The sequence below is a fragment of the Nostoc sp. UHCC 0251 genome (genome assembly GCF_034932245.1).
Lineage (GTDB): Bacteria > Cyanobacteriota > Cyanobacteriia > Cyanobacteriales > Nostocaceae > Nostoc.
Genome location: NZ_JAYGHD010000449.1, coordinates 1 through 6,713, shown reverse-complemented (window position 1 = coordinate 6,713; position 6,713 = coordinate 1). Strand labels below are relative to the sequence as shown.

The 6,713-nt window shown below is 42.0% G+C and carries 5 protein-coding genes; all 5 read right to left on the bottom strand.

All coding sequences use genetic code 11. The annotated features are described in order from the left end of the window. Window positions 1-208 precede the first annotated feature (208 nt). Window positions 209-1,516 (bottom strand): CO2 hydration protein, encoded by a 1,308-nt coding sequence (locus tag VB740_RS35140; protein ID WP_323204431.1) that lies wholly within the window; start codon window positions 1,514-1,516, stop codon window positions 209-211. Window positions 1,517-1,653: 137 nt separating this feature from the next. Further along, window positions 1,654-3,150, bottom strand: coding sequence for an NADH-quinone oxidoreductase subunit M (locus VB740_RS35135; protein ID WP_323204430.1), 1,497 nt, complete (start codon window positions 3,148-3,150; stop codon window positions 1,654-1,656). Between the two features lie 116 nt (window positions 3,151-3,266). Next, a complete protein-coding gene (locus tag VB740_RS35130; protein ID WP_323204429.1) occupies window positions 3,267-3,977 on the bottom strand; it encodes a carbonic anhydrase in 711 nt (236 codons plus the stop codon). Between the two features lie 69 nt (window positions 3,978-4,046). After that, window positions 4,047-5,906 carry an NAD(P)H-quinone oxidoreductase subunit F gene (locus VB740_RS35125; protein ID WP_323204428.1) on the bottom strand — a complete coding sequence of 620 codons (1,860 nt, stop codon included), beginning with the start codon at window positions 5,904-5,906 and terminating at the stop codon, window positions 4,047-4,049. Between the two features lie 350 nt (window positions 5,907-6,256). Beyond that, on the bottom strand, window positions 6,257-6,442 hold the full coding sequence (locus tag VB740_RS35120; protein ID WP_323204427.1) for a hypothetical protein: 186 nt from the start codon (window positions 6,440-6,442) through the stop codon (window positions 6,257-6,259). Between the last annotated feature and the right edge of the window lie 271 nt (window positions 6,443-6,713).

Genomic DNA, 6,713 nt, shown 5'->3' with positions numbered 1-6,713 from the left:
TGTCTACGACGGGCTACGCCTACGCGCGATTCTTTTCTAATAACAAATACAAGACTTGTTTTTTCTAATAGTATAGCTTGTATTGATTGCCTCATCAGGCTTCTAGCGATCGCGCTCCCGGAAAGTGACAGAAGAGGGGTATACTCTCGTAAATATTGAGAAAAATCCGGGTAATGGATAGCTTTTTAAGGGGGGTTGGGGGGATCTCTTATCGATAATCTTGCTTTTGAATACTTCCCAAACGAGCAGCATCACGAATATTGTAATCTGGTCGAGTGAAGCGATTTAGCTGCATCTCAAAAAAATCTCGATTTGCTTGTAAATGCTTGGGATTTGGGTCATCTAAAGGATATAAAAGAGCAGTTCGCAAGGCTTGAATTACCGCAGAAGTAACACAATACATTGACCGTTGGAAACTAACTCCCAACTGAATCAACATATCTTCTTCACCCCGGCAATGTTGGCTGTAGTAATCAACCAGATATGGAGGCAAAAAGTGCAACATATCTTGCATTAATAATGTCGGGGGAATGCCAGCAGTCCCCACTGGGAATACATCAGCGTAAAGAATACCATAGTGAAAGTCTTTCTGGTCTGCCGGTACTTGACGCGCTTGAGCATTATAAGATTTCGTTCCCCGGAAGGGTGCGGTACGGTAGAAAACTGCTTCTACATAAGGTAATGCAGCTTCATATAGCCACATGAAACCCTTAGATTTGGGGACAATTTCGTAGCATTCACCACGAATATAAACGTGATGGTAAATCGGACGACCTGCGATCGCAAATATACCATTAACTAAGAAATTCATCGCCTCTGGGACGCTGCTAATGGTACCTTCGTCATAGCGATCAGACATTTCAAAGAACACCGGAGCCATGATTTCCCAGAATAAGCCCAGGTTGGCGTAGTATGACATCTGGCGACACTGTTCCAAAAACATATCAGGGAACAGATTGTAAAGCCCCAGCATTACGGGGTTCCCTTGGAAGTAAGCTTTAATTGCCCTGTCAGCGTTGGCTTTGTATTCGTCTGAATCTAGGTAAGGGTCAAATTGTCCACCCATCCCTCTGTGCCACAACATCGCCCGCATACAAGCTTCCGCAAATTCCATGTTAATGCGATCGTGGAACAAGTGATGCAATAACTTCGGCATTTTGAAAGTTTCACCTTTCTCAATAAATGCCAAAAGTTCTGGATGTGCAGTAGCTTCGCCGCGCCAAATTCGCAAATCAGCATCATCGCCAGCGTAATGATTATGCAGTTCTAAATACTCTTTGGGTAAGAAGTATTTAAAGAAGGGAAGCGGGTTTAAAAATTCGCGTTCAGCAATATAAAGTAGGTCACGCCAGTAAAAATCCATCGGTACAGCATAAGCTTTGTATAAACCGATGATTTGCATCAAATTTTCTGGGGTATCGGGTAACATTGCACCGCCTGCTTCTAAGCGGTGAATTACTTCAGCAAATTCGTGCTTGGAAGGAGGTAATTTAATTGCTGTTTTAATTGCTGTCATAGTAATCGTAAATTTGTAGAGACGCGATTTATCGCGTCTGGAGGATAGGTTTTGAGAGGTGATTTATCGCGTGTGGGAGGATAGATTTTAAGACGCGATAAATCGCCGTCAAGACAAGTAGTGATTTGATGGATTTTCTATTTCAGTGCTACTTCAGAGATTACGGTTTTTTCTAAGGCGGGAATTGCAGCCACCATTGTTGTAGTTGTGGATTCACTCCAACGCACTAACCAAGTGGGTTGCACTCCCAAAAAGATGATGAAAGCTGCCAAAACTAAAGCTGGTATTTTCTCAGACCAAAGGACTTTGGGATAGTAGGCGAAGTTATCGAGTTTGCCAAAACAGGTGCGGTTGAGGAGGATGACAAAATAAACTGCGGTTAATCCACTAGCTACTACACACAAAATTGTTGGAATGGGAAAGGCAGAGAAACTACCTTGAAAAACGATAAATTCTGCAATAAATCCTGTTAAACCGGGAATACCAGCACTAGCCATCCCACTTAAAACGAGTAAAGCACTAATTAGAGGTAAACCGCGTATGGGACTCATTAAACCATTGAGTTTATCTAATTCGCGGGTGCCAACTTTGGCTTCTACAACTCCCACCAAGTGGAAAAGGATTGCCAAAATGATACCGTGGCTAAACATTTGAGCGACTGCACCCACAAGTGCTAATGGAGTACTCGCAGCACCAGCTAGCAAGATATAGCCCATGTGACCGACGGAACTGTATGCTACCATGCGCTTGATATCTTTTTGAGCGATCGCAATTACTGCTCCATAGATAGCGCTGATTGCTCCCCAAATTGCTAAAGTCGGTGCAATAATACTCCAAGCATGGGGAAACATCCCCAACCCAAACCGCAGCAGTCCATAGGTTCCCAGCTTTGCTAACACGCCACCGAGAAGAATGGCAATTGGTGCTGAAGCTTCAACATAAGCATCCGGTAGCCAAGTATGGAAGGGAACTAAGGGAATCTTAATCCCAAAACCTAATACTATCCCTGCTAGTAAAAGGATTTGTTTTGCTGTTGATAGATTTTCTGTAGAGACTGCATCAAAAGCAAAATTGGTAGAACCACTCAGCCACACCATACCCAAGAATGTCGCCAGAATGAATGCTCCTGAAACAGCAGTATAAATCAGGAATTTAATTCCAGCATAACCCCGTTTTTCCCCTCCCCAAATGGAAATTAGTAAGTAAAAGGGGATTAATTCTAGTTCGTAGAATAGGAAGAATAGCAGCAAATTTTCTGCTAGGAAAGCACCTGCAACTCCTCCACTAACTAATAAAATCATGGAGTAAAACAGCCGGGGGCGTTCAGTTTCTTTACTGCTGCTGTAAATAGCAATCCAAGTTAGTAGGCTATTTAACACCAACATCAATATAGAAAGCCCATCAACACCTAATTGATAGCTTAATCCCAGAGTTTCATTCCAGGGCAAATACTCTTTAAATTGCATCCCTGGATTGGTGATATCAAATTTCAGCAGGATAAAAAGATTCCAAAACAGAACTATCCCAGAAAAAATTAATGCTGTTACACGAATGCGATAATTAGGAAAACTTAAAGGTAATATTGCTATGAGAGCAGCGGCTAAAATTGGCAGCCAGATCAAAACACTTAACATGGCAATTTGGGATTTAATAAAATTGGTAATTGTTATAAATGTCTATGAATTCACGGTAGCAGCTTAATGAAATATACTTCCAGGTGTAACCTGGAAATGAGATTTAAAAAATCTAACTAAACTAGACTGATTCTGCCAGTATCTAGATCGTAATAACCACCGACTATTTTCAGCTTTTCTGCGCTGATTAACTCAGATAAAACTGGCGATGATTTCAATTTTTCAACTTGTGCCAAAATATTTGCTTTACAAGCGTTTGCTAACTTATCTCCTGGCTCTTCTTTTGAGCTTTCCACACTTGGTTTAATTGCTTCAAGCAAACTTCCAATTTGCCCTGGTACTTGAGCGCCTTTAATTGCTGCATCTACTGCACCGCATCTTTCATGTCCAACTACCATGATGACTTTGGAACCTAATACTAAGCTACCAAATTCTAAGCTGCCAATTTCTTCTCGCGTGGCAATATTACCAGCTACACGACAGACAAATAAATCTCCAAGTCCTTGGTCAAAAACAATCTCTGAAGGCACTCGTGAATCAGCACAGCCTAGAACAGAAGCAAATGGCTTTTGGCTTTTAGCAACTTCCACTAAACGCGAATGAGTTTGGTGGGGGGTTTTACGTTTACTTTTGACAAATCTTTCATTCCCATCTACTAACTCTTGTAATGCCTTGTCGGGGGTAATATCATCTTTTGCTGCGGGTTTTTCGGCTGCAAGTAAGTTTGAGCTAAGTCCGGCTGTCAATACACCTGTACCGATCGCACCTGCACCAAACTTGAATAAAGTTCTTCTAGAAAGATTGATTTGGGGATGTTGTCTGCTCATGGAATTATCCTCACGATATTAAACTGTCTGTTTATAATAAAACTGCATTGGATACCTAAATCTAGTGATTTAGAAAATCGAATTTAAAAACTGCACTCCCCAAAATGGCCAAGTTACCCACATTCCTAAAATGCTCACTCCGAGAAGAACAGTTAAGGCATAAAACTGGGTTTGTCCAGAGGTGCTGTATTTAAGGCCTTCTCCACCTAATAGCGAAAATAAACCAACGAAATTAACGATGCCATCGACTACAAAGCGGTCAATCATATCGGCAAGTTGGGAAATTTTGGCAACTCCAAAAATAATGGTCATTTTATAGAGTTTCGGGGTGTAAAAGTCGTATGCAAACAAGTTCTGTAAACCTTGCCAAGGAAGGCGAATCGGTTTAGGAATGTTACCTAAATAAATCACGCCAGTGATGCTGCAACCGAAAATACTCGACCAAATTAAAAGTAGTGCGACATCTTTATTGAGAGTTGCCCAATCTGGTAGAAGTGATAAGCTTTGCAACACTAAAGGAAGATGTAGACTGAAGCCAAGTAGAATCATCATTGGCAGAATCATTGGCCAGTGTGCTTCAGGCGATCGCTGACTCATTTGTGTAGCTTTACCGCCAAAAATTAAAGCGAATTCTCTGGTTAAACTCACGGCTGTTAAAGCGTTTACCGTTATCACTACTCCCACTAACCAAGGTTGTGTTTCCCACAACCCATCTGCTAGTTCCATCAACGCCCAAAAGCTACCCAGTGGTGGAAAACCAATTAATCCCAAAGTCCCGACGATAAAAGCTATTGCTGAAATTGGGCGGCGTGTCCACAATCCGCCTAATTGAGTTACATCTTGGGTGATGCTATTCCAGATAATTCCTCCGGTACTCATCACCAACAATGCTGCTGATATGGCATGGGTGAGTACTAACAACAGTGCCGCTTCGTCTTGTTGCACTCCGACGGCGATGAATACTAAACCCATGTAGGCACTGACAGAATAGGATTGGCAGCGTTTAAGATCAATTTGCGCGATCGCAATTAAAGAAGCACCCACCGCTGTCACTACCCCAATGGCCACCATAGCGGAGGAAACTATGGGCGATAGGCTTAACACAGGTTGCAGTTTAATCAGCACCCATGCACCACTAGCGACTACTACCGAGTTCCGCAAAATCGTACTGGGAACAGGGCCTTCCATCGCTTCATCTAACCACAGATGCAAAGGGAACTGAGCACATTTACCCATCGGCCCGGCAATCAAGGCTAAACCTACCAGTGTCATTGTTGTCGGATTAACGTTAGCAGTAGCCGCCCACTGGGCTAGTTCTGGATAATTCCAAGTTCCGGCTAGGGGCCATAATGCCAACACGCCCATCAGCAAGAATAAGTCTCCCACCCGCTTGGTTAAGAAAGCATCTCTCGCCCCTGAGACTACCAACGGCTGGCTAAACCATAAGCCGACTAGTAAGTAGGTTCCCAGTGTGAGGATTTCCAATATTACATAGCTGAAGAACAAGTTATTACACAGAACAAGGGCAGATAGTCCCGCTTCAAACATCCCTAATAAGGAATAGAAGCGTCCCCAACCCCAATCCATTTCCATGTAACCGATCGCATAAATCTGCGCCAGCAAGTTCAAGCCAGTAATCAGAGCCAAAGCGCCGACACTCACCGAGGATATTTCTAAAGCAATGGTGAGGTTTAAACCAGCCGTAGATAGCCAAGGAATAAATACTTCTTGGGCTGGCTGATTCCAAGTTGCTTGTAAAGCGATCGCTGAATGCACAAACGCCAAAAACGTCATCACCAAGTTTATATAACCCGCCGGTCTTGGCCCCGTTTTGCGAATGATCCCTGGCGACCAAGGTACGGCTAACAAGCCACCTATTAAGGCATAGCAAGGAACTAGCCAAACAGTCTCAAGTAGAAACTGAGCCATCAACTTACCTCTATATTGTCATTAAAAATTTGGAGTTTTGAGCCAACTGGCGTTGATCCCAGTTAACCTTGCAATCGCAGATAATAAAATTTTATCTTTGTTTAATTTTCTTAGAAACAGCTTACCGTTATATTTGTCCAAATGGAATCACTTTATCTAAATAAATTTGAGATAATTCCTCTAAACAAAACTTATATAATCAACTATTTGAGTAATGAATAATAACTATTGCTTGTTATCTATGAATTAACTGTTGGTTTCATCAATAATCATCGTGAGTTTTTACTTATTGACATAAATCACAAGAGACGCAATTGATAGCGTCTCTCTACAAGTCAGCTAAATGTAATCTACACTTCTGTAATTTTGTCAATCTGCCAACAAACAGAAATAATCGCAGGCGCTTGGTCAAATTGGCTGATAGGGGCGGGTTTCATGTCCCGGTAGTCCAGCAGTTGGACTAAGATGAGGTAAGCGATCGCTAAAATGATCGAAATCGCACCTGTAATAATGGCAACTAATTTTGAACTATTCATCAGTATTTCCTTTAATGTAAATTATTGTGCTGTGTCTATATCCACATTAATACTTGAGACACATCACACACTTACCGATATCTAGAAATCCGATTTGTTTCCTGAGCCACTTGTAGAGATAGGGAACAGGGAACTATTTATAGATTTGTAGGGGCGCAAGGCTTTGCATTGGTGTCAACTTAAGCTAAAAGTAGCTTAACTGTTAGCTGACTTGCTCGCCTCGAACTAAAGTTCTAGGCTAATAGCTAAAGTCTACTAAAGTAGACTAAAG